General features: G+C 57.9%; 27 protein-coding genes. 13 read left to right on the plus strand and 14 right to left on the minus strand.

What is annotated here, in order from left to right; translation table 11 throughout:
* Positions 1 to 20 precede the first annotated feature (20 nt).
* From ccoN to H4J77_RS11110, 3 genes are read left to right on the plus strand one after another with little or no spacing between them, the layout of a single operon-like run.
* Positions 21 to 1,475, plus strand: a complete 1,455-nt coding sequence (gene ccoN, locus H4J77_RS11100) for a cytochrome-c oxidase, cbb3-type subunit I (RefSeq protein WP_182248443.1) — start codon at positions 21 to 23, stop codon at positions 1,473 to 1,475.
* Positions 1,472 to 1,639, plus strand: coding sequence for a hypothetical protein (locus tag H4J77_RS11105; RefSeq protein WP_182248445.1), 168 nt, complete (start codon positions 1,472 to 1,474; stop codon positions 1,637 to 1,639). The genes ccoN and H4J77_RS11105 overlap by 4 nt, the downstream gene beginning before the upstream one ends.
* 33 nt (positions 1,640 to 1,672) lie before the next feature.
* Positions 1,673 to 2,809, plus strand: a complete 1,137-nt coding sequence (locus tag H4J77_RS11110) for an HPP family protein (protein ID WP_259364815.1) — start codon at positions 1,673 to 1,675, stop codon at positions 2,807 to 2,809.
* Between the two features lie 11 nt (positions 2,810 to 2,820).
* Here H4J77_RS11110 and H4J77_RS11115 read toward each other — a convergent pair whose 3' ends face one another.
* The 3 genes from H4J77_RS11115 to H4J77_RS11125 are packed head-to-tail and all read right to left on the minus strand — an operon-like array spanning position 2,821 to position 4,788.
* Positions 2,821 to 3,684, minus strand: a complete 864-nt coding sequence (locus H4J77_RS11115) for a LysR family transcriptional regulator (RefSeq protein WP_182248447.1) — start codon at positions 3,682 to 3,684, stop codon at positions 2,821 to 2,823.
* A gap of 6 nt (positions 3,685 to 3,690) precedes the next feature.
* Positions 3,691 to 4,068 carry a carboxymuconolactone decarboxylase family protein gene (locus H4J77_RS11120; RefSeq protein WP_182248449.1) on the minus strand — a complete coding sequence of 126 codons (378 nt, stop codon included), beginning with the start codon at positions 4,066 to 4,068 and terminating at the stop codon, positions 3,691 to 3,693.
* Between the two features lie 39 nt (positions 4,069 to 4,107).
* Complete coding sequence (locus H4J77_RS11125) at positions 4,108 to 4,788, minus strand: spermidine synthase (RefSeq protein ID WP_182248451.1); 681 nt, start codon at positions 4,786 to 4,788, stop codon at positions 4,108 to 4,110.
* 122 nt (positions 4,789 to 4,910) lie between these two features.
* Between H4J77_RS11125 and H4J77_RS11130 the strand changes: the two genes are divergently transcribed.
* The 3 genes from H4J77_RS11130 to H4J77_RS11140 all read left to right on the plus strand — a co-directional run bounded on the left by H4J77_RS11130 (position 4,911) and on the right by H4J77_RS11140 (position 6,490).
* A complete protein-coding gene (locus H4J77_RS11130; protein ID WP_182248453.1) occupies positions 4,911 to 5,495 on the plus strand; it encodes a TetR/AcrR family transcriptional regulator in 585 nt (194 codons plus the stop codon).
* Positions 5,496 to 5,631: 136 nt separating this feature from the next.
* The gene (locus H4J77_RS11135) at positions 5,632 to 6,042 is read left to right on the plus strand and encodes a PaaI family thioesterase (protein ID WP_182248455.1); all 411 of its coding nucleotides are present in this window, start codon (positions 5,632 to 5,634) and stop codon (positions 6,040 to 6,042) included.
* Positions 6,043 to 6,073: 31 nt separating this feature from the next.
* Complete coding sequence (locus H4J77_RS11140) at positions 6,074 to 6,490, plus strand: PaaI family thioesterase (RefSeq protein WP_182248457.1); 417 nt, start codon at positions 6,074 to 6,076, stop codon at positions 6,488 to 6,490.
* Between the two features lie 75 nt (positions 6,491 to 6,565).
* On the opposite strand, the gene H4J77_RS11145 is transcribed toward H4J77_RS11140, so the two are convergent.
* Positions 6,566 to 7,309, minus strand: a complete 744-nt coding sequence (locus H4J77_RS11145) for an SDR family oxidoreductase (protein WP_182248459.1) — start codon at positions 7,307 to 7,309, stop codon at positions 6,566 to 6,568.
* Between the two features lie 132 nt (positions 7,310 to 7,441).
* On the opposite strand from H4J77_RS11145, the gene H4J77_RS11150 reads away from it, so the two are divergent.
* On the plus strand, positions 7,442 to 8,353 hold the full coding sequence (locus H4J77_RS11150; protein ID WP_182248461.1) for a LysR family transcriptional regulator: 912 nt from the start codon (positions 7,442 to 7,444) through the stop codon (positions 8,351 to 8,353).
* 58 nt (positions 8,354 to 8,411) lie between these two features.
* Here the strand turns inward: H4J77_RS11150 and H4J77_RS11155 are convergent, their stop codons facing one another.
* From H4J77_RS11155 to H4J77_RS11165, 3 genes are all read right to left on the minus strand, one after another.
* Complete coding sequence (locus tag H4J77_RS11155) at positions 8,412 to 8,576, minus strand: DUF1328 domain-containing protein (RefSeq protein ID WP_083728890.1); 165 nt, start codon at positions 8,574 to 8,576, stop codon at positions 8,412 to 8,414.
* A gap of 144 nt (positions 8,577 to 8,720) precedes the next feature.
* Positions 8,721 to 9,152: a PA2169 family four-helix-bundle protein gene (locus tag H4J77_RS11160; RefSeq protein ID WP_182248463.1), complete on the minus strand. Its 432-nt coding sequence runs from the start codon at positions 9,150 to 9,152 to the stop codon at positions 8,721 to 8,723.
* A 73-nt stretch (positions 9,153 to 9,225) separates the two neighbouring features.
* On the minus strand, positions 9,226 to 10,056 hold the full coding sequence (locus H4J77_RS11165; protein ID WP_182248465.1) for a BON domain-containing protein: 831 nt from the start codon (positions 10,054 to 10,056) through the stop codon (positions 9,226 to 9,228).
* A 353-nt stretch (positions 10,057 to 10,409) separates the two neighbouring features.
* Here H4J77_RS11165 and H4J77_RS11170 point away from each other — a divergent pair, with 353 nt between their 5' ends.
* Entirely contained in the window at positions 10,410 to 10,970 is a 561-nt protein-coding gene (locus H4J77_RS11170; RefSeq protein ID WP_182248467.1) for a DUF4136 domain-containing protein, read from the plus strand.
* 20 nt (positions 10,971 to 10,990) lie between these two features.
* On the opposite strand, the gene H4J77_RS11175 is transcribed toward H4J77_RS11170, so the two are convergent.
* On the minus strand, positions 10,991 to 11,947 hold the full coding sequence (locus H4J77_RS11175) for an AraC family transcriptional regulator (RefSeq protein WP_123888830.1): 957 nt from the start codon (positions 11,945 to 11,947) through the stop codon (positions 10,991 to 10,993).
* A 426-nt stretch (positions 11,948 to 12,373) separates the two neighbouring features.
* Here H4J77_RS11175 and H4J77_RS11180 point away from each other — a divergent pair, with 426 nt between their 5' ends.
* The 3 genes from H4J77_RS11180 (at position 12,374) to H4J77_RS11190 (ending at position 18,213) form a co-directional block, all read left to right on the plus strand.
* Positions 12,374 to 13,540, plus strand: coding sequence for an efflux RND transporter periplasmic adaptor subunit (locus H4J77_RS11180; RefSeq protein ID WP_182248469.1), 1,167 nt, complete (start codon positions 12,374 to 12,376; stop codon positions 13,538 to 13,540).
* A 79-nt stretch (positions 13,541 to 13,619) separates the two neighbouring features.
* A complete protein-coding gene (locus tag H4J77_RS11185) occupies positions 13,620 to 16,796 on the plus strand; it encodes an efflux RND transporter permease subunit (protein WP_182248471.1) in 3,177 nt (1,058 codons plus the stop codon).
* The gene (locus tag H4J77_RS11190; protein WP_182248473.1) at positions 16,789 to 18,213 is read left to right on the plus strand and encodes an efflux transporter outer membrane subunit; all 1,425 of its coding nucleotides are present in this window, start codon (positions 16,789 to 16,791) and stop codon (positions 18,211 to 18,213) included. Before H4J77_RS11185 ends, H4J77_RS11190 begins: the two co-directional genes overlap by 8 nt.
* A gap of 19 nt (positions 18,214 to 18,232) precedes the next feature.
* Here H4J77_RS11190 and H4J77_RS11195 read toward each other — a convergent pair whose 3' ends face one another.
* The 4 genes from H4J77_RS11195 to H4J77_RS11210 all read right to left on the minus strand — a co-directional run bounded on the left by H4J77_RS11195 (position 18,233) and on the right by H4J77_RS11210 (position 21,704).
* On the minus strand, positions 18,233 to 18,784 hold the full coding sequence (locus tag H4J77_RS11195; protein WP_123888826.1) for a cupin domain-containing protein: 552 nt from the start codon (positions 18,782 to 18,784) through the stop codon (positions 18,233 to 18,235).
* A 110-nt stretch (positions 18,785 to 18,894) separates the two neighbouring features.
* Positions 18,895 to 19,965 carry an alanine racemase gene (gene alr / locus H4J77_RS11200; protein ID WP_182248475.1) on the minus strand — a complete coding sequence of 357 codons (1,071 nt, stop codon included), beginning with the start codon at positions 19,963 to 19,965 and terminating at the stop codon, positions 18,895 to 18,897.
* A gap of 103 nt (positions 19,966 to 20,068) precedes the next feature.
* Positions 20,069 to 20,428: a RidA family protein gene (locus H4J77_RS11205; RefSeq protein WP_182248477.1), complete on the minus strand. Its 360-nt coding sequence runs from the start codon at positions 20,426 to 20,428 to the stop codon at positions 20,069 to 20,071.
* A complete protein-coding gene (locus H4J77_RS11210) occupies positions 20,403 to 21,704 on the minus strand; it encodes a D-amino acid dehydrogenase (protein WP_182248479.1) in 1,302 nt (433 codons plus the stop codon). The genes H4J77_RS11205 and H4J77_RS11210 overlap by 26 nt, the downstream gene beginning before the upstream one ends.
* A gap of 137 nt (positions 21,705 to 21,841) precedes the next feature.
* Between H4J77_RS11210 and H4J77_RS11215 the strand changes: the two genes are divergently transcribed.
* Both H4J77_RS11215 and H4J77_RS11220 read left to right on the plus strand, forming a co-directional pair.
* Positions 21,842 to 22,336 carry an Lrp/AsnC ligand binding domain-containing protein gene (locus H4J77_RS11215; RefSeq protein WP_123888822.1) on the plus strand — a complete coding sequence of 165 codons (495 nt, stop codon included), beginning with the start codon at positions 21,842 to 21,844 and terminating at the stop codon, positions 22,334 to 22,336.
* Positions 22,337 to 22,426: 90 nt separating this feature from the next.
* On the plus strand, positions 22,427 to 23,731 hold the full coding sequence (locus tag H4J77_RS11220; protein ID WP_182248481.1) for an FAD-binding oxidoreductase: 1,305 nt from the start codon (positions 22,427 to 22,429) through the stop codon (positions 23,729 to 23,731).
* Between the two features lie 132 nt (positions 23,732 to 23,863).
* On the opposite strand, the gene H4J77_RS11225 is transcribed toward H4J77_RS11220, so the two are convergent.
* Together H4J77_RS11225 and H4J77_RS11230 are read right to left on the minus strand one after the other, a co-directional pair.
* Positions 23,864 to 25,201 carry a ribonuclease J gene (locus H4J77_RS11225; protein WP_182248483.1) on the minus strand — a complete coding sequence of 446 codons (1,338 nt, stop codon included), beginning with the start codon at positions 25,199 to 25,201 and terminating at the stop codon, positions 23,864 to 23,866.
* Between the two features lie 209 nt (positions 25,202 to 25,410).
* Positions 25,411 to 26,640, minus strand: coding sequence for a nucleoside recognition domain-containing protein (locus H4J77_RS11230; RefSeq protein ID WP_182248485.1), 1,230 nt, complete (start codon positions 26,638 to 26,640; stop codon positions 25,411 to 25,413).
* Positions 26,641 to 26,725 lie beyond the last annotated feature (85 nt).

The following is a 26,725-nucleotide window of genomic DNA, read 5'->3' on the forward strand; positions in this document are numbered from 1 at the left end:
CAGAGTGAAACGGATCCTTAATGACCCTTAATACACCTACCTCCGCCAATCCAATAGCGCCGTTGTATAACTACGACGTGGTCCGCAAGTTCACTCTGATGACACTGGTTTGGGGCGTCTTGGGCATGGGTATGGGCGTGTTACTTGCTGCTCAGCTGGTCTGGCCTGAACTGACGCTAAACCAGCCCTGGAGCGCTTTTGGACGCCTGCGCCCCATTCATACCAATCTGGTTATCTTTGCCTTTGGCGGTGGCGCTTTGTTCGCTACGTCGCTATACGTCGTGCAACGCACTAGCCGCGTGCGCCTGATATCCGACAAGCTCGCCAGCTTTGTATTCTGGGGCTGGCAGGCCAGCATTGTGGCGATCATCATTAGCTATGCGCTGGGCTATACCACCAGCAAAGAATACGCAGAAATGATCTGGCCGATTGCAACCTGGGTAACCGTGGTCTGGGTTGCCTATAGCTACCTGTTCTTCGCCACCATTGCCAGGCGCAAAGTTTCGCACATCTATGTTGGTAACTGGTTCTACGGCGCTTTTATAGTGGTGACTGGCTTGGTCCATGTGGTTAATCACATTTCCGTCCCTATCAGCCTGCTGCAATCCTATCCGGTGTATGCCGGTGCCACGGACGCGATGATCCAGTGGTGGTACGGGCACAGTGTGGTGGGCTTCATTCTGTCGGTTGGTTTTCTTGGCATGATGTATTACTTCGTGCCCAAGCAGGCGGAACGGCCCATCTACTCGTATCGACTGTCGATCGTACACTTTTGGGCGATCATCTCCCTGTATATCTGGGCTGGCCCGCATCACCTGCATTACACCGCACTGCCGGACTGGGCCCAGTCACTGGGCATGGTGATGTCGATCATTCTGTTGGCGCCCAGCTGGGGCGGTATGATCAACGGCATGATGACGCTCTCGGGTGCTTGGCATAAGTTGCGCACCGATCCGATTCTGCGTTTCTTGGTGGTGGCGCTGGCGTTCTACGGTATGTCTACTTTTGAAGGTCCAATGATGGCTATCAAGACGGTGAACGCGTTATCGCATTACACCGATTGGACCATCGGCCACGTCCACGCCGGCGCGCTCGGTTGGGTGGCGATGATCAGTATTGGCACTCTCTACCATATGGTGCCTAAACTGTGGGGCCGCGAGCAGATGTACAGCACCGTGCTGATCAACGCGCACTTCTGGCTGGCTACCATCGGCACGGTTCTCTACATCGTTGCGATGTGGGTCAACGGTATTACCCAAGGCTTGATGTGGCGCGCAGTTAACGTCGACGGCACGGCCACCTATTCGTTTGTCGAAGCGTTGGAAGCCAGCCACCCCGGCTATGTTGTGCGATTGATCGGTGGCGGTATGTTTGCCAGTGGCATGTTGTTGATGGCTTATAACGTATGGCGCACCTTGCGTGCCGCACCTAAGCGTTCAGCCGTTGACGCTACCCACGCGGGAGCTAGCGCGTGAGCCTTTATCTCTTGCTACTGGCTGTCGCCGTGTTTTGGCTGGGGGTTTCATTAAGTCAGCGCCGCTTGGTCGGCAGTGAGTTGGAAGAGGCAGCAGCGCTGCCGTTTATTGAAGAGCCGCAAGTCGATTCACAAGGCCGTTCCGGCGACCTGTTTCAAGCCTGAGGGTCTTTTACTTAAGGCGTCTGGCAATCTTGCATGAGTGATATGTTTTTGAGTTTATCGCGTCGTTTCACCGGGATTATCCCCACACTGACCAATACCCGCCCACGGGAATGGCTGCGTGCCTCGGTGGGTGCTTCTCTGGGTATTCTGTTCAGCGTTTGGCTGTGCCAGCAGTTATTCGGCCTGTCCGTTGCGTTGCTGTTGATTGGCCCGCTGGGCGCTTCTGCCATTTTATTATTCGCTGTGCCCTCGGGTGCCCTAGCGCAGCCTTGGTCGATTCTGGGCAGCTATTTTTTGGCGTCGGTAGTCGCTACCGCGGTTGCTCATTATGGCGGCCATACATTGGACATGGCGGCGCTGGCGACGGGCGTCACACTGGTGTGCATGTTTGTGCTGCGCTGCGTGCACCCGCCGGGCGGCGCGGTCGCGCTCGGTGTGGTCCTCGCTGGCCCGGCGTTGCAGGCGCTGAGTGAAATGGCGATCTTGCCGGTCATGCTGAATGCTTTTGCGTTGCTGGCCAGCGCGCTGCTCTATAACAATCTGACCGGCGTGCCATATCCCAAACGCCCGGCGCCAGCGATTGATCTGCACCACACCAATGATCGCTCGCCAGAGTTGCGAGTGGGCATTACCGATGCGGATATGGATGCGGCATTGGATGAGTTTGGCGAGTTTGTAGATATCACCCGCGAGGATCTGGCACTGATTATCCGCAAAACTGAGGGGTCGGCGCTGCGCCGCAGTATGGGCGAGATTCGGGCCGGCGATATCATGTCCCGCGATTTGCGCTGGGCAACGCCCGAGACCAGTGTGCGCGAGGCCTTGCAGTTGTTGCAGCATCACCGCCTGCGCGTGCTGCCGGTACTGGATGCTGAGCTGAAACTGGTGGGTATTGTCAGCCTGGTGGATCTGTCTGACTTCGCAGGCCGCGCGGGTGGCCGTCGCTTGTTGCGTCGTGGCGGCGGCCAGAAAACGCCGCTCAGTGAGGTTATGAGTTCACGCGTGGTGGCGGTCGATCGTCATTGCCACATTGTTGATCTGGTGCCCATGCTGTCGAGCCAAGGGCTGCATTGCCTGCCAGTGCTTGAGCAAGGGCAGCTAGTCGGTCTGATTACGCAAACCGATCTGATTGCTGCGCTGCATCGGGATTTGTTGATGCATCTGAATTAGCCGGATGGCGACTACAGCGCAGGATTCCAGCGCTGTGACCAATCGGTGCTATCTCTTGCCGCTTCACGCAGCAAGCCGATGGCCTGTTGCAGGACCGGGGTGTCGCGCTCGCGGGAGTAAACCAGATAAGTAGGGAAGCTGAATTCCGGCGCCATTGGCACGCGTAGTAATACACCGCTGTCGAGATAGCTTTGTACTACCCGCGTGCGAAAGTAGCCCGATCCGCCACATTCCAGCAGGTATTGCAGCGCCAGTGGACCGAGATTGAAACTGAGTTCTGCCTTGGCTTTGTCGGGCAGCGCAGCGTCATGTTGGCGCCGGAACCCTTCGCCCCAGTCGATATAGATATAGGGTTCCGGGTTCTGCGGCAGGTAAACCTGAATCAGCTTTTCTTCCAATAGCTCTTCTACCTGCAAGCCGGGCCAGTAAGCCGGCTGAAATACCAGTGCGGCGTCCAGCGTGCCTTGTTCGAGCTTGCGTAGCAGGACCGCGCCATCACCCACTTCGGTGCGAATTGCGTGGCTGCTTATTTGGCTACGCAGTTTGCGTACCCAATGCAGAATCAGCGGGTTGTGCAGGCTGGTTTCACCGCCCACGTGCAGTACGTTATCGAAGCCCTTGAGCAGCGGAAGATCGCGTTGCGCCGCCTCCCATAGCTGTACCATCTGATTTGCATAGGCAACAAAGGCTTCGCCGTCGGCGGTTAGTCTGGCGCCGGCGCGGTTGCGCACAAAAAGGGTGCAGTTGAGCTGGCTTTCCAGGCTCTGCACCCGCGCTGTGATTGCGGCCTGGGTCACGTGCAATTGCTCGGACGCGGCAATCAAACTGCCGCTGCGCACTATTTCCAGAAAGGTTCGTGCCAGGCTTATGTCCATTGCAGGTCAGGCGCTCTGGTAGCTGTCGATCACTTCCTGCGCAGCGCGAAAGGCATCAATGGCTGCTGGTACGCCGGCATAGACCGCACAATGCAGCAGGGCTTCGCGGATTTCTTCAACCGTGCAGCCATTGTTCAGCGCGCCGCGTACATGGCCTTTGAGTTCTTGCGGGCACTTGAGCGCGGTTAGCGCGGCCAGGGTGATCAGGCTGCGTGTTTTGCGGTCCAGCCCTTCGCGGTTCCAGACGCCGCCCCAGGCGTGCTCATTGACGAACTCCTGTAACGGTTGGCTGAATTCGGTGGCGTTGTTCAACGCGCGATCAACAAAGGCGTCGCCCATGACTTCGCGGCGTACTTGCACGCCTTCCAGTTTGCTATTGCTCATCAGATGTTCCTCCATTTAATTCGCTTGATCGGCGGCAAGTCATTTACGTTGCGCGATCCAGATAGTGTGGCGGGTACCGCTGTTGCCGTGCGCATATACCTGCTCTTCACGCGCCTTGAAACCAGCCTTGGCGAGGCGTTGCGAGAAGGCCCGGTCGGCACTGGCCGACCAGACCGCCAGGGTGCCTTTGGGTCTTAGCGCGCGTGCGCAGGCTTCCAGCCCGCCAGGTGAGTACAGCCAGCTGTTGGATTTTTGGGTCAGGCCTTCTGGGCCGTTATCTACATCCAGCATGATGGCATCAAAACCGCTTGTTTCGGCCTTTAGCAGTTCGGCTACATCCTGGTTGGCTACGCGGGTGCGCGGATCGTTAAGGGGATGGCCGGACTTGGCGCCGAGCGCGCCCTTGTTCCACTCGATCACCCCGGGCACCAGCTCGGCTACGATTGCCTCGGCATCAGGGCCAAGATGCTGTAGCGCCGAGGCCAGAGTAAACCCCATACCCAGGCCGCCAATCAGTACCCGCGCGCCGGGCTTGCTGTTCAGGTTGCGACACGGGATGGCTGCGAGCGCATCCTCCGAGCCGTGGGTGCGGGTATTCATCAACTGCCCGCCTTTGCCGCCCTGAATCTTGATGACGAAGTCCTCGCCGTATTCAAACAGGCAGAGTGCATCGGTGGTGCCGGGAATAGGGGCGGTGTCGAGCAGGATGAAACGTTTCATGGCGGGTCCGTAGGCAACAAAGGCTGGATTCTAGCAGCCAGAACGCCGCCAGTGTGCTCGCCGCATTCGATCAGATAGACTGGTCTGTATAAAATGTCCGCCACCGTCCTCAGGTAACTGCCATGGCCGCTGCCGCCAAGCACCGCAATAGCATCATCGCTTCAGCCATTCGTCTGTTCCGCCAGCGTGGCTACGCCGCCACCGGCCTGAACGACATTCTCAAACATAGCGGCGCGCCCAAGGGCTCGTTATATCACTACTTTCCTGGCGGCAAAGAGCAGCTGGGTGAAGAGGCGGTGGTGGTTGCCGCTAGCGTCGTCACTCAGACCCTGGCAGAGCTACGCGCCAAACACGCCAGTGCGGCGGACATGCTCAGAGGCTATGGTCAGTTGCTGGCTGGCTGGATGACGCAGGCGGAGTTCGCCGAGGGCTGTCCGATCGCCACCACGCTGCTGGAAACTACGCCGAAGTCGCAACCGCTGGCTCTGGCCGGGCAGCAAGCATTTGCCTGTTGGCGTGGGGTGTTTGTGGCGCAGCTGCAGGACGATGGGGTGGCAGCCGAGCGCGCGCAACGCTGGGCGCAGCTGATGATCATCACGGTTGAAGGCGCCATGTTGATGGCGCGGGTGCAAGCCAGCGCGCTACCCATTACCCAGGCCTGCGATGATCTGGCCGTATTAATAGAAACCACTGACCCTGCACGTTAAAACCCTTACTGCTGTGCTGCCATTCTCCTTCCGCTAGCGGCTTGAGCTTCTCTTAACCAGCCCTTTATGAGAGTTTGACTCCTCATTGATATTATATAGACTGGTCTACATCAAAATAATAAGCACGGAGTGGATTATGAGCGACGCGGAGATTCCGGCCGGGTACCAACTACATGACCGCCGCAGCGGCCTGACTGACCCCTGGCAGCCCATCTATCAACGCCCTCACAACGATGGACTGAGCCTGGGGCTGCGCGCAGGAAAGGCGCATGTGAACAGCCGCGAGTTTGTGCACGGCGGCTTGATCTCGGCGCTGGCAGACAATGCCATGGGGCTGAGTTGCGCCGCGCGCATGTCGGATATTCGGGGTCTGGTGACTGTCAGCATGACGCTCGACTATCTGGGTGTCGCGCGTCAGGGCCAGTGGCTCGAGGTGCGGGCAGAAGTGCTGCGCACCGGCGGCTCGCTGTGTTACGCGGCGGCGCGGATCTATGCCGACGAGCAGCTGTGCGCTTCTGCCAGTGCCGTTTTCAAAGTCGCGCGCTGACCCACCATCCTATAGCCAGAGGTAAGCCATCATGCAGAAACATCAACCATTGCAGGACAAGATTCAGCAGATACTGCCCATGGCCGCGTTCAACCGCTGGCTGGACCTGCAGCTGGTGTCGGCGGCACCGGGTGAGGTGACTTTGCATGTGCCATGGCGTGACGAGTTTGGCCAGTACAGCGGTTTTCTCCACGCGGGTATTTTGGGCGCGCTGATCGATACCGCCTGCGGCTTTGCCGCCATCACCCAAACTGATCGCGTGCTGGCCTCACAATACACGGTGCGCTGCCTGCGGCCAGCCGTTGCTGAAACTTTTGTGGTGCGCGGCTGGGTGGTCAAGCCGGGTCGACAGCAGGTTTTTTCCGCAGCGGAAATTTACGCGTTGGGTGATGAGTCGCGCAAACTCTTTGCCGTTGGTGATGCGATGTTGGTGCCGGTAACGGCCTGAATTCTGGCGCGTGCCAGCCAGAAAAGCCCCGCCAGCTTCATGCTATGCGGGGCTTTTCAGTCGTTGTGCTGAGCGTTAGAACTCCTGCACCGTTGGGCGCAGCACGATCTCGTTGATGTCTACGTCGTCTGGTTGCTCGATGGCGTAGGCGATGGCGCGGGCGACTGAATCAGAGGGAATCGCCTGCCGATAGAAATCCTTTACGGTGTTGGCGCTCTGCTCATGCGAGCTGCCGAACTTGAGTTCGGAGTCGACCGCACCGGGCAGTATGGTGGTAATGCGAATCGCCCCGCCCACTTCGTGGCGCAGACCCTCACTGATTGCGCTGACGGCATACTTGGTGCCGCTGTAAACGGTGCCGCCGGGGCTGAATACCTTGATACCGGCTACCGAGGAAATATTGATGAAGTGCCCGCTGTTCTGCTGCTGGAAGATCGGCAGTGCCGCCGCGATGCCGTAGAGCACGCCCTTGATGTTGATATCAATCATGCGGTCCCACTCATCAACCTTGGTTGCGGACAGCGGAGCTATGGCCATCAGGCCCGCATTGTTGATCAAGACATCGATGCGACCGAAGTGCTCAACCGCACCCTGGATCAGTGTTTGTACCTCTTGCTGGCGCGTCACGTCGGTTGCAAAGGCGATGGCCTTACCGCCAGCGGCAGTAATTTCATCTACCAATTGGTCCAGTCGATCCTTGCGGCGAGCGGCCAATACAACGCTGGCACCAAGGGATGACAGGTGACGTGCTGTAGTTTCACCAAGACCGCTGCTGGCACCGGTAATAACAACAACCTTATTCGCAATATTGTGCTGCATAAAAACCTCCAAAGGTTCGCGTGGCGAGGCAAATGAGTGCCCGACCTAGGGTGAAATTATGCAAGCGTGCGGCGTTGCCTGGAATGAAATGCTTTGGATTGAACTATTCCGATAAATGGAATAAAAAGACTTATGCACAATCGAATTCAGTTACTCCGTATTTTCTGCAGCGCCGCAGAAGCCCCCAGTTTTAGAGAGGCGGCCAGTCGCCTGGGCACTTCCCCGCAAACCGTCACTCGGGCGGTAAAAGAGCTTGAAGATCTGCTTGGCGAGCCGTTGTTTCATCGCAATACCCGGCAGATTCGCATCACTACTTTCGGCGAAAGCATGGCGCTGCAGGCGCGTGAAGCATTGGCGACGGTCGATGGCCTGTTCAGTCGTAATCGTCAGGCTGCCGAGGCTGCTGATACGGTCGGCCGGGTCGGCATAGCCGCGCCGCATGCGGTAGGGCGGCGTTTTCTGCTTGAGCTGCTACTGCCCTTGTTGCGCGAACACCCGGGGTTACAGCTGGATATCCGACTGGATGACGAGCCGACCGATGTGGTGGGCGCACAGATCGATGTGGGCGTGCGTATTGGTGGTATGCAGGACCGTAGCTACATTGCTCGGGCGGTGACACCTATAGGGTTTATGGTGGTCGCCAGCCCGGCGCTATTGGAGCAGGCGACAATACCAACAAGGCCTGCGGAGTTGCTGGAGCGCCCCTTGTCGGTGGTGATTGACCGGCGTACCGGCAAGCCGTGGCCGTGGATGTTTCGTGGTAGCGAAAACCTGCTGGTGCCGCGTCCGGCGTTTCGCTGTGACGATGCGGAGGCAGAGCTGGATGCCGTGCTTGCCGGTTTGGCGATAGGCCAAATACCGACCTATCTGGCATTGCCGTACGTAGCGGATGGGCGCTTGGTGTCATTGCTGGATGCCTATGCACCCGAGCCAACGCAGCTGTACGTGTATCGTCCGCAGCGGGGCCCCATTTCTGGCCGGGTGCGTTTGGTGTACGAGCACTTGTGCGCGGCTTTTGCTGACCCGCTACAGTTTCCACGCTAGCCCTAAGGCAGATACAAAAACACCCGCCGGAGCGGGTGTTGGTAGTCGGTGTTCAGCGCTAGAGCTTGGGTCGACGCCCGATGATGAACGACACGATAAAGAGTACCAGGAAGACCAGGAACAGAATCTTGGCGATACCAGTCGCGGTGCCAGCAATACCACCGAAGCCCAGAACGGCAGCGATGATGGCGATGATCAGGAATGTAATAGCCCAACTAAGCATAATGTTTCTCCTTGTTATAAAGCCTTTCGGCGCTTCCCTTTAGTAGGGGCAGTCGCACTGGCTCTGACTTCGGTTTGTCAGGCCAGAGCGAAGCTCCGGCCATGATCAAAACGCGTTAACTACGTTATTGCGTACCGCTGAAACTTACTGCGCTTTCTTCAGGTCTCGCATGCGATCGTGGCAAGCGCGCACTTTCGGCATTTGCGTTGCAAGGTCGGCGCGAAGATCTGGCTCGTTGCTTGCCATGGCATCTTCAAACGCATGCAGAATGCGGTCCTCTGCCTCTTCCAGCTGAGCAATGTAGGTGGCACCTTCATCACTCGACAGTGCTGCACGAGTATCGGCGTATACCTGACGGATCTTGCCGGTCATGGTGCCACCGCTCGCAGGCTGCTCGTGGTTGGCAGCAACTTTGCCTTCCAGTGCTGCGATCACTTCAGTTTTGGCGTGAGCCATGTCAGTGAACAGCGCCTTGAGTTGCGCGTCTTTTACCTCGTCACGTGCGTGGTCATAAAAACGCTTGCCGTCACGGGTGATTTCGATCAGCTCATTCAGTTCGGATGTCTTGTCGCTCATGATCTATCTCCTGCTATTCAATTGGATTAACTGTAGCGGTGAAGCAGGCCAGCCTTGTGGGCCGGCCTGACGATCAGTTGGCGGTGTGCAGGGCGTCTGCAGACACGTCGGTAACGCCTTTGATGTTTTTCGCAGTGCTAACGGCCAGGTCCTTCTCGGCATCTGTCATAACCGTGCCGCTGAGAGAAACTACACCGTTTTTGGTGTCTACCGAGATATCCAGACCGTCCAGGTTGCTGCTCAGCAGGTAGCTGGATTTGATCTTGCTGGTAATCCAGGCATCGCTGATGGCTTCACCGGCTTCGTCAGCGGTGTTCTGAGCTTTGGCGGCGGTGGTAGCGTTCGCGCTGACTTCAATGTTGTTCTCAACACGGCGCACGCCGTCGGTGTCTTTGGCGAGCATGCCAGCCAGGTCCTTGGCTGCATCAGATTGGGCTGTGCCTGTCAGGGTAACAACATGGTTGTTGGTTGTTACGTTGACGTCCAAACCTTCGGTGTTGCTATTCCACAGTAGCTTTGACTTGATCGTCGCTGTAGTGGTGGCGTTGCTGAAGCTCTGTGACAGAGTAGGTTCGCCGTTTTCAGTTTTCTTGGTCTCAACATCAGGATTGACCGTCAACTGGTTGTCTACTTCGGTTACGCCGTCGATGCTCATGGCCACTTCTTCGGCCAGGTCGCGATCCACGTCGTTCTCTACTTCACCCGTCAACTTGGCGACGCCGTTCTCGACATCTACATCAATGCTGAAGGGATTCAAATGGCGGTTCAAGGCAATTGCTGTCCAGACAGAACCTTCCTGGCGGGCTTCAGCCAGATCGCCATTGTCGGCATGGGCAGCCAGCGGCATCATGCCGATAAGGCCGGCGGTAGCGGTAGCAAGTGCGATTGATTTCATCTTGAACATGGGTGTTTCTCCTGTGACGCGTTTTTGTCCGTGTTCGGCGCTTTCTCTGCCGCCGATGTAATAACTGTTGCACGGGCTGTGCCAGCTTTTTTATTTTGAATAAATCAATAAAAACAATGGCTTGTGCTGTTTTGACGAAGTGCCATCACTTGCGCTTTGCACGACGCGGCTATTTCCTTCGTGCAAATTGCAAGACTCGAAAGGCTGTTAGGAGGGGCAGTGCTAATGGCTGGGGCGGGTTACGTTAAAGTGCGCGCTGGTAAACAGTATTGCGCATCAGCCTGTGATCTATTGCAGGCTCTATACTGTATGTTGTTGGCCAGTGGATTTTGATCACCTTGTGGAGTATTAAAATGCGTTCTTTATTTTTACTGTTGCCTGCGCTGCTATTGATGTCTGCTTGTCAGGGTGCTGCAGTGCAGCCTGATTACGATACCTCACGCAATTTTGCCGACTACCGCACTTGGCAGTTTGCCGAGCCTGCCGTGTCTTCGCTGCCGGAAAATGATCCCCGTCTCAGCGGTGAGTTGATCAGTGATCGGGTCAAGGATTCGGTAGCCAATCAGATGGAGTTGCGTGGCCTGCGTCCGCCAGTAGCGAACCAGGGGGCTGATCTGAAGGTGAAGACTTACCTGATGATTGAGAATCGTCAGGACAATGTCAGTACCAGCTTTGGTGGCTACTGGGGTACCGGTTGGGGTGGTTTCTGGGGCGGTCCGTCGATTCAGACCCAGCGGATTGACTATAAAGAGTTGATTTTGCAGATAGACATGCTCGACGCCAGCGATGGCAAATTGGTGTGGCGTGGCAGCGAAGGCGAAACATTGAGCGATCGTCCGCAGTCACCAGTCAAGCGCGACGAGCAGATCAATCGTCTGGTAGGCAAGATTCTGGGTAGCTTCCCACCAAACTGATTTGGTGGGGAGTATCTAGATTACATGCTGGCGAGCATAGGTTGCTCGCCACGGAGTTTGATCACGTCCGCTCTGGGCGGTGCGCCAAACATGCGCCGATACTCGCGGCTAAAGTGTGAAGGGCTTTCGTAACCTACACGATAACTGGCAGTCGCCGCTTCCAGCCCCTCACTTAGCATCAGCCTGCGCGCTTCGTGTAAGCGCAATTTCTTCTGGAATTGCACCGGTGACATCCGCGTTACCTGCTTGAAGCTGTGAAACAGGGTGGATTCGCTCATATTTACATCTTCAGCCAGGTCTCGCACGCGCAGCGGCTCGGCAAATCTGTCTTTGAGTACCGCAATGACTTTGGAGATGCGATGAGCCTGGCTGTCGGTAGAGACAAAGTCGCGCATGCGCCAGCCCATCTCGCCGATTAGCGCGCGGTAAATGATCTCGCGGCGGGCCAGCGGTGCCAGAATGCGACAGTCTGCGGGTGACTCAAGTAAAGATACCAATCGCGTCATGGCCTCCAGAATGCCCACATCTACCGGGGCCACACAGAGCCCGCAGGAGGCCGCTGGGCAGTCACGTTGCTGATCCAATGGAGGTAGGGTATCGCCTAACTCGAGCACCATTTCCGCTACTTCCTGCGGATCTATTGCCAGCTTTACCGCCAGGTAGGGCGTTTCTGGTGAGGCATCCACCACGCAGCCCACAACGGGAAGCTCTACCGCCGAGATCATATAGGTCAGTGGGCCGTAAATGATTTCCTTGTCGCCCAGCTGTAATGTCTTGCTGCCCTGCGCCATGACGCAAAGAGAAGGCTCGTATACCGAGGAGCTGACGCTGGTTGGATGATCGGCCCGAAAAACTTGCAAGCCGGGTATGCAGGTGTCTTGAACACCTTCTTCCGAGGTGTGCTTCACCACGAGCTCCGCTAAGCGGCGACACATGGGCGCTTCAGGTTGCGCAAGCTGGGCATTGATGTCGATCATGCGATAACACCTCGTTCTGGAGTTTCGCGATAGTATACGCATGAAGACTTAGACGCTGATTACAGCCTGATGTAAATTGCAGGATAAGGCAATAAGCTTGCAGGATCGCGCAAATCAACAGTTGTGGCAGGTTGTTTTGCCATTTTAAGGTGCGCTTTGCTGGTATTTTTGCCCTGCAAAGGTTCATTCAAGCGATTGCCTTTTTCTCTAATTAAGTAGAATTAGGCAATTCATGCGCAGAGCCGGGATACCTGCTCTGCGCCTGTGCGCGTATCTTTCCCTTCCATACCAGAGCCCAGTCCTACCGTCTCGTCTATTCGCGCGGTGAAACGCATTGCTTTTGCCAAAGCAGTGCTTTTTCAGCGTAGCGCCTGCGAGTCGGCTGTAGTGCTGTTGCCGGTCATTTTAATAGGGAGCAAAGAACAGATGAACACCTTCACCTTTAGGCGCGCGGGACAGCTGGGTATGGCGAGCGTCCTGGTAGCGCTGCTAGCGGGTTGTGATGCCAAGGGGCAAGAGGCGGCAACGCAACCACCACCGCCCGAGGTCGAGGTTGCCACTGTTAACGTCCGCGATGTAACGCTATGGGATACCTTCACCGGACGGATCGCCGCTCCGGAGACGGTCGCGTTGCGCCCCCGCGTCAGTGGTTATATTGATCAGGTTGCCTTTACCGAGGGTGAGCTGGTTAAACAGGGTGATGTGCTCTTCGTGATTGATCAGCGTCCTTATCAGGCGCGCCTGCAGATGGCCAAAGCCGAGCTTGAACGCGCTCGTAGCCAGCAGCGGCTGAGCAACCGTGAAGCGCAACGGGCCGAGCAGTTGTGGGAGCGCCGGGCGATTTCCCGTGAAGAGCTGGAACAACGCAGCGCGGCGCGTTCAATTGCTCGTGCAGGTGTGGACTCGGCTCAAGCGGCATTGGATAACGCCAAACTGGACCTCGCCTATACCGAAGTGAAAGCGCCGGTGGGCGGGCGCATGGGCCGGGCCGAAATAACCCGTGGCAACCTGGCTACCGCTGACAGCACCTTGTTGGCGACCCTGGTATCGGTTGATCCCATGTATGTGTACTTCGAGAGTGATCAACAGACTGCGGACGCTAATCCTTACGCCACGGCGGATCATGCAGTGGTGCCGGTGCGAGTTGGCCTGACCAACAGCGATGACTATCCGCACACCGGGCAACTGGATTTTGTCGATAACCAGTTCAATGCAGCGACGGGCACCTTGCAGTACCGCGCGGTCGTTGCCAATCCGCAGGGCAGTCTGCGACCCGGTCAGTTTGCTCGGGTACAGATGCCAGTAGCGGCAGGCAGCCAGACCATTCTGATTGATCAAAAAGCAGTATTGACCGATCAGGACCGCCGTTATGTTTACGTGCTCGATGAGCAGGATCACGCCAGTCGCCGCTTTGTACAAACGGGTCGCCGTTTTGATGGCCTGCTGGTGATCAGCGAAGGTCTCAGCAGTGGTGACCGCCTGGTGGTCAACGGGCTGCAGAAAATTCTCTTTCCGGGTATGCAGGTAGCGCCTCAGCCAGTGGCCATGGCGAGCACCGAACGTCAGGCCGCGGTGGCGCAGAACAGCTTCTAGGCAGCCATAACACACCTATAACCCAGTCATTATTGCCAGGGACGCGTTCAGCTGAGCGCGTCGAAGGGAGAGTCTTGCCGTGAATATTTCACGTTTCTTTATCGACCGTCCGATTTTTGCCTCGGTACTGTCGATTATCATTTTTGCCGTTGGCCTGATCAGCATTCCTTTGTTGCCGGTCAGCGAATACCCCGAGGTAGTGCCACCCAGCGTGCTGGTCAGCGCCAGTTATCCCGGAGCCAACCCGAAAACCATCTCGGAAACCGTCGCTACCCCGTTGGAAGAAGCCATCAACGGCGTCGAAGACATGATCTACATGAAGTCGGTGGCCGGCAGCGATGGCAGTCTGGCGCTGACCGTGACCTTTGCGCTTGGCACCGATCCGGATCAGGCGCAGGTGCAGGTGCAGAACCGGGTATCCCAGGCGCTGCCGCGGCTACCCGAGGATGTGCGCCGTTTGGGCGTTACCACGCAGAAGCAGTCGCCCAATCTGATGATGGCGGTGCATCTTATCTCGCCGGACGACAGCCTGGATGCGACCTACATTCGCAACTATGCAGTTCTGCATATACGTGATGAGCTGGCGCGTATTCCCGGTGTAGGTCAGGCCGGGTTGTTTGGCGCGGGCGACTACGCCATGCGCTTGTGGATTGATCCACAGCGTGCGGCCGCCTTGGAGGTAACTGCTGGCGATATCAGTGCTGCAGTGCAGGAGCAGAATGTGCAAGTCTCCGCCGGGCAGATTGGCGCCCCGCCGATGCCTAACGGCTCTGACCTGCTGATTTCGATTAATGCCAAGGGCCGCTTGGATAGTACCGAGTCTTTCGGCGATATCGTATTGAAGACCGGCGATGATGGCCAGATTACCCGTCTGCGCGATGTAGCGAGGATTGAGCTGGCGGCGCAGGAGGATTCGTTGCGCGCGCTGCTCAATGGCCGTCAGGCGGTCGCCCTGCCGATCTTTCAGGCGCCTGGCTCCAATGCGTTGGACGTATCCAAGGCGGTGCGCGCCAAAATGGATGAGTTGGATGACCGCTTCCCGAAAGGTTTGAAGTGGGAAATCGCCTATGACCCCACGGTGTTTGTCAGTACCTCCATCAGCTCGGTGATCACCACTCTGCTGGAGGCGGTGGCATTGGTCGTGCTGGTGGTGATTCTGTTTTTGCAGACCTGGCGCGCCTCGTTGATTCCCTTGCTGGCGGTACCGGTGTCCATTGTTGGTAGCTTTGCCGTGCTGCTAATGCTGGGTTTTTCGATCAACACCCTGACGCTGTTCGCCATGGTGCTGGCTATCGGCATCGTGGTGGATGACGCCATCGTCGTGGTGGAGAACGTCGAGCGTAATATCGAGCAAGGGCTGGCACCGCTGGCGGCAGCGCACCAGGCGATGCGCGAAGTCAGCGGGCCGATCATCGCCATCAGTCTGGTGCTCTGTGCGGTCTTTGTACCCATGGCGTTTCTGGATGGGATCACCGGCCAGTTCTACCGCCAGTTCGCGGTGACTATCGCGATTACCACGGTGATCTCGGCGATTAACTCGCTAACCCTGTCACCCGCCTTGGCGGCAACGCTGCTCAAGCCGCATGGCGCTGCACCTGATTTGCCCGCGCGCCTGCTGGATCGGGGGTTTGGCTGGTTGTTCCGCCCGTTCAACCGTTTCTTTCAGCGCAACGCGCTGCGCTATGAGCGGTTTGTTGGTCGCAGTTTTAGTCGTCGTGGTCTGGTGTTGGTCGTGTACCTGGTGTTGCTGGCGAGTACCGCCTTTATGTTCAACAAGGTGCCGGGCGGCTTTATCCCTACTCAGGACAAGACCTATCTGATCGGCAGTATTCGCCTGCCTGAAGGCTCGACGCTGGACCGCACCGAAGCGGTAGCACGGCGCGTGAGTGATATGGCGCTCGGCACCGAAGGGGTTGCTGACGCGGCGGCCTTTGTCGGCTTCAATGCACTACAGGGCACCAATACGCCGAATATCGCCACCGTTTTCGTGTTGTTCGATGACTTTGCTATTCGTGATCGCACGGCGCTGGAGATTGCTGATGAGCTGAATGCCAAGCTGGGCGCGATCAATGAAGGCTTTGCCATTACCTTCATGCCGCCACCGGTATTCGGTCTTGGCGCGGGCTCGGGGTATTCGCTCTATATTCAGGATCGCAGCGGTGCCGGTTATGGCGCGCTGCAGCAATCTACTGATGCGTTGGCCATGGCGCTGAGTCAGACGCCGGGGCTGGGCTTCCCGATTACCTCTTATCAGGCCAACGTGCCGCAACTGGATGCCGAGGTAGATCGATTGCAGGCCAAGGCACAGGGCGTGCGCCTGGATGACCTGTTCGGTACGTTGCAAATGTACTTTGGCTCGCAGTACATCAATGACTTCAATCTGTTTGGCCGCACTTATCAGGTCAAGGCGCAGGCCGACGCGTCCTTCCGTGATGAGGCCAGCGATCTGGATCATTTGTATACGCGCAATGCCCAGGGCGAGATGGTGCCGCTCAATACCATGGTCAGCCTGACGCCAAGCTTCGGGCCCGATCCGGTGATCCGTTATAACGGCTATCCGGCCGCGGACCTGATCGGGCAGTCTGACCCCAGCATGCTGTCGTCCGGCGAAACCCTGGCTACCGTTGCCCGAGTCGCGGGGCAGACGTTGCCGGCGGGCATGAGCGTGGAGTGGACTGATTTGAGCTTCCAGCAGATCACCCAGGGCAATGCCGCGCTGGTGGTCTTCCCGCTCGCCTTGTTACTGGTCTTCCTGGTATTGGCTGCACTGTATGAAAGCTGGGTGATGCCGCTGGCGGTGATTCTGATCGTACCCATGTGCCTGCTCGCCGCGCTCTTTGGTGTCTGGTTGAGTGGTGGCGATAACAACGTCTTCGTGCAGGTGGGGCTGGTGGTGTTGATGGGGCTGGCGTGCAAGAACGCCATCCTGATTGTCGAGTTTGCCCGTGAGTTGGAGATGGCTGGCATGGATACCGTTAAAGCTGCGTTGGAGTCGAGTCGTCTGCGCTTGCGCCCGATCATCATGACCTCGGTGGCCTTTATCGCCGGTGTGGTGCCGTTGGTATTGGCTAGCGGAGCGGGTAGTGAAGTGCGTAACGCCATGGGTATCACGGTGTTTACCGGCATGCTTGGGGTGACGCTCTTTGGTCTGCTGCTGACACCGGTCTTTTATGTCGCCCTCCGTAAGCTGTCGGGCAAATCCCTGGCAGTTAAACCGACCAGTGCGGCAACTGAAGAGGAGCACTCCCATGTATAAGTCGCTGCCTAAGTTAATGCCTTTTGCCTTGAGTCTGCTGGTTACCGCTTGCGCTGTTGGGCCGGATTACCTAGCGCCCCAGCCGGTTCAGGTAGACAGCTTCAGTCAGGCGACAAACAGTCTGTCTGACCCGGCGGCGGAACAGCGTTTCTGGGCCGGCTTTAATGACCCTATCCTGGCGCAGTTGGTTGATCGCACCTTGGCTGGCAACCTGGATTTGCAGACCCTTTTGGCACGGTACCAGGGGGCTGAAGCACTGCTGCGTGGCGCACGCCGCGATCGTTGGCCCAGCGTACGGGCCGAGGGTGGCGCCTCTGAGCAGCATTTGGCAGAAGTTGAGCGCAGCACGCCAGACCAAGAGAGGGTTGAGCGCTATTCCGCTGGTTTGGTTGCCAGCTGGGAGCTGGATTTTTATGGACGCCTGGCGCGAGGAGTAGAGGCCAGTGAGGCCGAGCTACAAGCATCGGCCGGCGACTTTCAGGCGTTACAGGTGGCGCTGACGGGGCAACTGGCGAGCAGCTATTTCGCGCTACGTGGCCAGCAACAGCTCCTCGCCGTGGCACGCCAGAATGTGGCGCTGCAGCAGGAGTCGCTGGATATCGTCAGCGCGCGCCTGGACGCCGGGCGAGGCACTCGTTTCGATCAGCTACGAGCCGAGGCTGAGTTGGATTCGTTGCGTGCCCTGGTGCCTCAGCGCGAGGCCACAGTGCAGGTGAGCATGCATCGTTTGGCGGTGCTGACCGGACAGCCACCAGCGGCGCTAAATGCGTTGCTGGGCGAGGTTAAGCCGATGCCGGCAGTGGTCGCTGAGATCCCGGTGGGTACGCCAGCGCACGTATTACGCCGGCGTCCAGATATACAGGCAGCAGAGCGTCGTCTGGCAGCAGCTACCGCGCAGATTGGGGTGGCGACAGCCGACCTGTTTCCGCGTTTTACCCTGGGTGGGCTATTGGGCTCAGTGGCGGGTAATGGCAGCGATCTGTTCACCTCTGGTGCTGAATCACGTAGCGTAACCCTTGGTATTGATTGGACTTTTTTGGATGTAGAAGGTGTGCGCGCGCGCATTGCAGCGGCGGACGCGCGTGGCGAGGAGCGTCTGGCGCAATATCAGCAGGCGGTACTTAACGCACTGGAAGAAACCGAAAATGCGCTGGTCAATGTGCGGCAATCACAGCACCGCAGCGCCTTTTTGCAGACCGCCAGTGAGTCCGCTGAGCAGGCTGTTGAACAGGCGCGACTGCGTTACGAACAAGGCTATATTGAGTATTTTGAGGTGCTGGATACCGAACAAGCCTTAACCGCGGTGCGCAGTGAGCTGGTGCAGAGCCGGATTGATTCGGCGGTCGCCATGGTGTCGGTGTATCAGGCGATAGCCGGAGCGCCGGCAGGGGAAAGCCCGGCGCTGGTGCAGCGCTAACTAAGATGGCGCTGCTGGCTCAGAAGTTGGCTGGGGTGGTGGCGCTGATCAGCACGCAATCTTCTTTATCGGACGGGTTGCGAAAGCGGTGTGGCTGGCTGCTCTCAAAGTAGTAGCTGTCACCAGTGTCCAGAACATAGACCTCACTGCCTACCGTTACTTCCAGCTGACCCTTGACCACAGTTCCGGCTTCTTCACCTTCATGGGTGAGCATGTCCGGACCGGTGTCGGTGCCTGGTGGATAGGTCTCGTTGAGGAATGAGAAGGCACGGTTAGGATGCCCCTTGCCTACCAATTTCATGGTGACGTCATTGGTACCGATATTGAGTAGCTCGTCGGCACGGTAGATCACCTTGCGTTGGCTGTCTTCTTCCAGCTCCAGCGAAAAGAAATCAACCAGCGACATGGGGATGCCGGACAGCACTTTTTTCAGCGAGCTGACCGAAGGGCTGACGCTGTTTTTCTCGATCATTGAAATGGTGCTGTTGGTAACACCGGCTCTTTTGGCCAGTTCTCGTTGTGATAATCCTTTGAGTTTACGGATGTTTTTCAGGCGGGCACCAACGTCCAAAGGCAGATTCCTCCAGGGAATAGTCAGACAGGTTACACAGGCAGGTGTGCTTAGTGAGCCGAATCATTGCACGGCTGTTCAGAATTTTCAACAGATCACGGAATGAACAGTCAGCCCAGATAACCTCTGGGCACACGATTCAGGTTGCAGAACAGCTGATACGGAATGCTGTCAGCCCAGGCCGCGACTTCGCTGGCATTGAGCCCATTACCCCAGAGTCTTACCGGGCTGCCCAGACCGCTGTTGGGCAGGTCGGTCAGATCGACCGTGAGCATATCCATGGAGACACGCCCTATCAGGCGGCTGCGTTGTCCGTCGACCAGCACTGGCGTGCCGTCTTTCGCATGTCTGGGATAACCATCGGCGTAGCCCATGGCGACGACGCCAACGCGGGTTGGGCGTTGGGTAACAAAGCGCGATCCGTAGCCGATGGGTTCGCCGGCCGGCAGGTCGCGCACTGCAATGATGCGTGACTCCAGTTGCATGACCGGCTGTAGCTGCTCGGCCTGCGCCTGGGCAAAGTTGAAGGGCGTTGCGCCATACAGCATGATGCCGGGACGCAGCCAATCGTTATGAGCTGCTGGCCAGGCGAGCACCCCCGGTGAGTTGCAGAGGCTGGCGGGACCGTCGAGACCCTCGGTCGCTTCGGCAAATACCTTGAGCTGCTCTTCAGTGCGGCCCGTGTCCGGCTCGTCGGCGCGCGAGAAGTGCGTCATCTTGGTCAGGCTGGCAACCTTGCTGCTGCGCTCCAGTCTGCGCCAGATGTCAGCGTACTCGACCGGGCTGAAGCCCACGCGGTGCATGCCGGTGTCCAGCTTCAGCCAGATATGCAGGGGCGCTGCCAGTTGTGCCTGCTCTAGCTGCTGTAATTGCTCTTCATGATGCACGACGGCGCGCAGATCATGCTCTACCAGCAGGGGTAGCTCATCTGCCTCAAACCAGCCCTCGAGCAGCAGAATCGGCTTGTTCACGCCCGCTGCGCGCAGCTCCAGTGCTTCTTCGATGCAGGCCACGGCAAAACCATCGGCAATTTCGGCCAGCGCCGCGGCGCATTGCACTGCGCCATGTCCGTAGGCATTGGCTTTGATGACCGCCAGCGCACGTTGGCCGGACAGGGACTTGGCCAGCAAATAGTTGTGACGCAGGGCGTTGAGGTCGATCAGGGCGTGGGCTGGGCGCATGAATACTGTCTTGAAAAAAAGTGCGGGGCTGGAGTGCCCCGCTAAGGCCAAGATTATCAGACGCGGCTCCGGTGCGGGAGGCGCGACTGACGAGGGGGTAAGACTATAGTGCTGCGACCACTGACATCTCGACCAGAATCTCTGGCTCGCAGAGCTTGGCTTCAACGGTCGCGCGCGCGGGTGCAGTCCCGGCTGGCAGCCATTGATCCCAGGCGCTGTTCATGGCGGCGAAGTCGGCATCGATGTCTTTCAGGTAGATGGTGACCGAAAGAATGCGGGTCTTGTCGGTTCCGGCCTGGGCCAGCAGCGTCTCGATCTCTTTCAGCGTGCTCCGTGTTTGCGCCGCAGCATCCTTGTCCAAGTCATCATCATCAGCGGCCACCTGACCAGAGAGATAGACCGTGTTCTGGTGGATGACGATCTGACTCATGCGCTCGTTAGTGAGCTGTCGCTGGATTGCCATGGTGCTGGGACTCCTTGTGCTGGGTGTATCGATTGAGGTTGTAGTCACTAGCGTCTATGTCGGTTTGCTTGCCGTCGATCAGATCAGCCAGTAACTGGCTGGAGCCGCAGGACATGGTCCAGCCCAGGGTGCCATGGCCGGTATTGAAATACAGGTTACGCAGCTGGCTGGCGCCAATGATCGGCGTACCATCCGGAGTATTGGGACGGAAGCCGGTCCAGAAGGTCGCTTCGCTCACTGCACCACCTTCGGGGAACAGATCAGAAATGACCATTTCCAGCGTGGCGCGGCGCTTGTCGCTGAGACTGTCGTCGAAGCCAGTGAGTTCAGCCATGCCGCCAACGCGGATACGATCGGCAAAACGCGTCATGGCAACCTTGTAGGTTTCGTCCATGATGGTAGAGACCGGTGCCATGGCATCGTTGGTCACCGGCAGCGTCAGTGAGTAGCCCTTGACCGGATAGATCGGCAGGTCCATACCGAGCGGTCGCGCCAGTTTGGGTGAGAAACTGCCCAGTGCCAGCACGTAACGATCCGCTTTCAGCGTTTCGCCGTCAGCCAGGCGCACGCCAGTGATTTGGCTGCCGTCGCTGATCAATTCGTCGATATTGCAGTTAAAGCGGAACTGCACGCCCAACTCAGCAGCTTTTGCTGCCAGGCGGGTGGTGAACAGGTGGCAGTCGCCGGTTTCATCGTTGGGCAGGCGCAGGCCGCCAACGATTTTGTGCGCGCTGGGTGCCAGGCCGGGTTCGGCGCGTACGCAGCCTTCGCGGTCGAGCAGCTCATAGGGTACGCCGCAGCGTTCCAGCACGGCGATGTCTTTGGCGGCGGCATCCATTTGTTTCTGCGTGCGGAACAGTTGCAGGGTGCCGAGTTCGCGGTGCTCATAATCCACGCCGCTCTCGGTGCGCAGCGTCATCAGGCAGTCACGGCTGTACTCAGCCAGACGCATCATGCGCTCCTTGTTGACCGCATATCGGGCCTCGGTGCAGTTGCGCAGCATCTGCATCATCCAGCGGTACTGCAGCGGGTCGTTGGTTGGCTTGATCGCCAGCGGTGCATGCTTTGCCAGCATCCACTTGACGGCCTTCAAGGGTACGCCCGGAGCGGCCCAGGGCGCGGAGTAGCCGGGGGATATCATGCCGGCATTACCGAAGCTGGTTTCCAGTGCGGGGCCGCTTTGGCGATCAACTACAGTGACCTGATGTCCTGCTTTGGCCAGATACCAGGCGCTGGTGATACCGATGACGCCGCTACCGAGAATAAGGACCTGCATGGCGCTGCTCCGAATAAGTAAATATAGCCTGTGGGCGATATCACTATTCTAGGGCAAGTGAACTGGAGTGATTTTTCGTTTATTTTATATTTAATAAAGAAAGATTCTTTGCTGTTATTAATATTCAGAGGTTTTTCATGAAAACGAAAAGAGCTTCCAGTCGCGAGCTGGACAAGATCGATCGCCATATCCTGCAGCTGCTGCAGGACGAGGGTCGTATGTCCTATGTAGAGCTCGGCGAGCACGTGGGCCTGTCGACTACGCCTTGCATGGAGCGGGTCAAGCGATTGGAGCGGGAAAAATTCATCCTGGGCTATGGGGCGCGACTGAACCCGCAGAAATTGCAGGCCAACCTTTTGGTATTTGTTGAAATCAGCTTGTACTCGAAGTCAGCGGACATCTTTGATGACTTTCGCCGCGCCGCCACCAAGCTACCTCACGTACTGGAATGTCATCTGGTATCCGGTGATTTCGATTATCTGATCAAAGCACGAATCTCCGAGATGGCGTCCTATCGCAAATTACTTGGCGATATTCTGCTGCGGCTGCCTGGGGTGCGCGAATCCAAGAGCTATATCGTCATGGAAGAGCTGAAAGAGACCTTGGCGATTCCCATCCCTGAGGCGGATTAACTATCGCAGCATTGTTATGCGGGTAACTAATGTTCTATGCTGCTGTAAATTTTTATTGACACTATTTCGCCTATATCAAACGGATATCCCATGTCAGTCAGCGCCACTCATACCCATCAGCATGCCCCTTCCTATTATGCCGCCAGTGCCAATCGTCAGCTGTCCTTGCCGGTGCTCCAGGGTGAAGAGCTGGCTGATGTCTGCATTATTGGCGGTGGCTTTACCGGCCTTAATACCGCAATCGAGTTGGCTCAGAAGGGCCTGTCCGTTGTGCTGCTGGAGGCCCATCAGATTGGTTGGGGCGCCAGCGGGCGAAATGGTGGGCAGATCATCCGTGGTGTCGGTCACGATGTGGATCAGTTTGAAAAGCAAATCGGTGCTGAGGGTGTGCGCAATCTCAAGCTGATGGGCATAGAGGCGGTGGATATCGTCAAGCGACGGATTGCCGAGTTTGGTATCGACTGTGACCTGACCATGGGCTATTGCGATCTGGCCAACAAGCCCGCGCACATGGAGGGCTTTTTGGCAGACAAGGCCGAGCTGGAGTCACTGGGTTACAGCCACGAACTGCGTATGATCGAGCGCGATCAACTGCACACGGTCGTGAACTCCGACCGCTATATTGGCGGTATGACCGATATGGGTTCCGGTCATCTGCACCCGCTTAATCTGGCGCTGGGCGAAGCAGCTGCGGCGCAACAGCTTGGTGTTCGTCTGTTTGAACACTCTGCCGTGACGCAGATCGACTACGGCAGCACCCTGACCATTCACAGTGCAACCGGTACGGTACAGGCCAAGCAATTAGTGATTGGCTGCAACGCCTACCTGGGCCGCTTGCATCCCAAGTTGAGCGGCACGGTGATTCCGGCTGGCAGCTATGTGATCGCGACCGAACCGCTGGGCGAGGAGCGTGCGCGTAGCCTTATTCCACAAAATATGGCGCTTTGTGATCAGCGCGTGGCGCTGGACTACTATCGGATGTCGGCGGATCATCGTCTGTTGTTCGGCGGTGCCTGTCATTACTCTGGTCGCGATCCGGCAGATATCGCCGCCTATATGCAGCCAAAAATGCTCAAGGTGTTCCCGCAGCTGGCGGATGTGAAAATCGATTATCAGTGGGGCGGCATGATCGGTATTGGCGCCAATCGCCTGCCGCAGATTGGCAAGCTGCCGGACCAGCCCAACGTGTTTTACGCTCAGGCCTATTCCGGGCACGGCGTCAACGCCACCCACCTCTCGGCCAAACTACTCGCCGAAGCCATCAGCGGTCAGGCCAGCAATGGCTTTGAGCTGTTTGCCAAGGTGCCGCATATGGCCTTCCCTGGTGGTCAGCGCTTCCGCGCGCCGCTGCTGGCGATGGGTATGCTCTGGGAGCAGACCAAGGAGCTGTTTTAGGTTTTACGCTGTGAGCGACAAGCTAGAAGCCGCAAGCCGCAAGCCGCAAGCCGCAAGCTAGAAGTTGAAAGTCTCAAGCTAGAAGCTAGAAGCTAGAAGCTAGAAGCTAGAAGCTGGAAGCGGGACGGGCGGTTAGCGTTGCTGCAGTTCGACCAGTCCGTGGGGTAATTCGGCTACCTTACAGGGCTGGGCGCTGAGGTCGATCAGGTCGCCATTGTTTGGTACCAGACCACCCAATCCCAGGCTGCGGCCAAACTGCATGTGCGCCTGCTGGTGGTATAGCTCGCCATGTACTGGTAGCAGGTAGCGCGCTTTCAACCAGCCATAGAGTTCGCGCAGATCTTCCTGCGGTGGATGGCCGGATGCGTGGATCGGTGCCATATCGTCATCAATGATCTGCACCCCCTGCTCTTTCAACCCTTGTTTGATCCGCGCTAGCGCCTCTTCGTTGCCGGGAATAAGGCGTGAGGAGAACACCACGGTGTCGCCTGGTTCCAGACTGAGCTGAGGGTGATTGCCGCTGGCCAGTCGGCCCAGAGCAGCAGCAGGTTCGCCCTGACTGCCGGTGCAGATCCACATTTGCTGCTTGCGTGGCAGGTGGCCCAATTCCCACGGGCCGATATAACCGGGACGACTATTGAGGTAGCCCTGTGCGCGGCCAAAGCCGTGCATGTTGACCAGACTGCGTCCCAGCAGTGCTGCGTAGCGGCCACAGTCAAACGCGATTTCAGCCAGACTGTGCAGGCGGGCCAGATTGCTGGCAAAGCAGGTGACGATAACGCGTTGACTGCAGGGTTTAATGGCATCCTGCAGACCGTTTTGTACGGCCGCTTCCGTGCGGCTGGCGCCGGCAACCGGCGCGTTGGTCGAGTCGCCGATGATCACATCTACGCCTTGCCGTCCCAACGCTTGCAAGCGCCCCTGCGCGGTCAGACCGCCCACCACCGGCTGAGCGTCCAGCTTCCAGTCGCCGCTGTGGTAGAGCCGTTTACCGGCGACGTCGAGCATGATGGCGTGGGATTCGGGGATGGAGTGCGTGACGGGTATCCATTCAGCCTGAAAAGCGCCAATGCCGATGGGCTCTAGCGGTTGAATCTCGTGGAGGCGTGGCCAGGTCAGGCCAGGGTCGAGCTTCGCCCGGATCAGCCGCGCAGCAAAAGGGCTGGCGTAGATGGGGCAATCCATGGCGCGCCAGATATGCGGAATAGCGCCAATGTGGTCTTCGTGGCCGTGGGTGATGAGGATGGCAGAGAGCTTGATGTCATGCCGCTCCAGCGCCGACAGGCTGGGTACCGACACGCTATTGCGGCCACTGGGGGTGGCGTTCAGCGCAAAGCCGCAGTCTATGGCAATCCACTCGCCGCCGGAGCCGTAGAGATAAAAGTTGGCGCCAAACATGCCCGCACCGCCCAGCGCCACGAACCAGGGGCCGGGTTGGCGGTGGAGTTGGTCGAAGCGGGGGGGACGCATAAAGGGCCTTATGTCGGTTTTGGATCTGCGAGTGTGGCGTAGTTGGAAGCTAAAGGCTGGAAGCTTGAAGCAGGCCGAGCTGCTGCAAGCGCCATGCAGTAATAATAAGTGGCTTGACGCCTTAGGGCCAGCCATCACAATCACCAGCTTCCAGCTTCCAGCTTCCAGCTTCCAGCTTCCAGCTTCCAGCTTCCAGCTTCCAGCTGGACTCAACCAAAAAACCAATAGCAAACTCCAATGGCGGTCAACATGCCCGCCAGGTCGGCCAACAGCGCACAGCTCAGCGCGTGGCGCACGCGGCTGATGCCGATGGCGCCGAAGTACACCGCGAGTACATAGAAGGTGGTTTCGGTGCTGGCCTGGAAGGTCGCGGCCATCTTTGCCGGGAAGCTATCGACGCCGAAGGTATTCATGGTTTCGATCATCATTGCCCGCGCGCCACTGCCTGACAGGGGCTTGATAAAGGCGGTCGGTAGCGCATCGACAAAACGGGTATCCCAGCCGCAGGTTTCGGCTAGCCAACGGATACCATCCAATCCGGCATCCAGTACGCCGCTGGCACGCAGTACACCTACGGCAACCAGCATGGCGACGAGGTAGGGTAAGAGCGAAACAGACACCTCAAAGCCCTGCTTGGCTCCCTCAATGAAGCTATCGTAGACGTTCACCTTGCGCAGCGCGGCAATCAGCAAAAAGGCGATGATGATACCGAACAGTGTCAGATTGCCGACCAGCGTCGAAGTGGCGGCCAGTGCCTCAGAAGAGAGTCCGGCGAGGGTCGTCAGCAACAGTCCCAGGAAGGCTGCACCGGCGGCCAGATAGGCAAGTACCACCGGGTCCCATAGTTTAAGCCGCTGCATCAGCGCTACGCTGAGCAGGCCCACCAGGCTGGAAGCGGTGGTCGCCAAGAGGATAGGCAGAAACACCTCGGTAGGATCGCTGGCGCCCTGCTGCGCGCGGTACATGAATACGGTGACCGGTAGCAATGTGAGCGAAGAGGTGTTGAGCACCATGAACAGGATCTGTGCGTTACTGGCGGTATCCTTGCTCGGGTTGAGTGTCTGCAGCGAGTGCATGGCCTTGATGCCGATTGGTGTGGCAGCGTTATCCAGCCCTAGCACGTTGGCGGCAAAGTTCATGGTGATGTGGCCCAGCGCCGGGTGACCGCTGGGCACCTCCGGCATCAGGCGACGAAACAGCGGATCGAGTAAACGCGCCATCAGGCTGATAAGCCCGGCTTTTTCGGCAATATTGAGAAAGCCCAGCCAAAGGGTCATGGTGCCCACCAGCACCAATACGATTTCTACACTCAGCCGCGCCATCTCGAACAAGGCGCTGACCAGTCGGCTGAATACCTCGGCGTCACCAAGGCCCAGCCACTGCCAGAGTGCGGCGGCGAAGGCGCTGAGAAAGAAGCCGAGCCAGATCCAGTTGAGCATGTAATGCGGTTTTCCTGTAGTACTGAGCAATAACGCCGACATTTCTGCCGTGCGCCGCTGGCGTAGGCGGAGCTTGCCTGCTTTG

The organism is Pseudomonas sp. 5Ae-yellow (assembly GCF_014077575.1).
Classification (GTDB): domain Bacteria; phylum Pseudomonadota; class Gammaproteobacteria; order Pseudomonadales; family Pseudomonadaceae; genus Halopseudomonas; species Halopseudomonas neustonica.